Below are 659 nucleotides of genomic sequence, written 5' to 3'. Positions count from 1 at the left end.
GGTTTGGCGTCATCACGTCGGCAATGGGTTGATTGGTATCCATGTCTTGTGCGACGACCGATTTCGTCATATCTCGGTCGGTGACTAAGCCAATAATTTCGCCTTCTTTCATCACAACGGCACAGGAGCTGCGTTGTTTGCCGCACATGGTTTGCGCCACACTGCGGATAGAGTCGTTCACATCGACAATCGCAATGTTTTCGCTGGCGATCTCGCCGACGGTACGAAAGAACAGCCCTTTTTCTTCTTTCCGACAAACGTACTTCACCGCAGAACTCAAGCGCACATTGGCTTGGGCGGCAAAATAGTCGGCAAATTCTGGGTGTTCTTCGCTGACCAGTTTTAGCTCAGAATGGGGGATCAAATAGAGCAATGAATCTTCAATCGCTTCCGCTTGGTAACCATCTTCGGCATTTTCGAGTGGGTCGAGGAAAGTAAAACCAAATTGGTCATCTTGCCCAAGGCGTGCACGCAGTTCGCCATTAGGCGTGCGCTGTTCAATGGCGCCGGTTCGGATAATGTAGAGGTAACGTTGATCGCACAAGGCGCTAAAACCGATGGTTTCACCCCTCACGAGGTACTTGACCTTGACGGAATTCGCGATGCTTTCAACCACAGGTTCTGGCAGTTTATCAAAGGGGTCAATTTTGATTAAAAAG

Annotated in this window: 1 protein-coding gene; it reads right to left on the bottom strand. The window is 49.6% G+C overall.

Annotated features, from left to right (window positions below; all coding sequences use genetic code 11):
* Nucleotides 1–659: CBS domain-containing protein (locus R7Z49_RS25525; RefSeq protein WP_318112459.1), on the bottom strand; the 659-nt coding region annotated here is incomplete at both ends.

Origin of the sequence: Vibrio sp. 1562 (assembly GCF_033340155.1) — a bacterium.
GTDB classification, from domain to species: Bacteria; Pseudomonadota; Gammaproteobacteria; order Enterobacterales; family Vibrionaceae; genus Vibrio; species Vibrio alginolyticus.
Note: the sequence above shows the minus strand (reverse complement) of the source record. Positions and strands in the feature narration are given on the sequence as shown.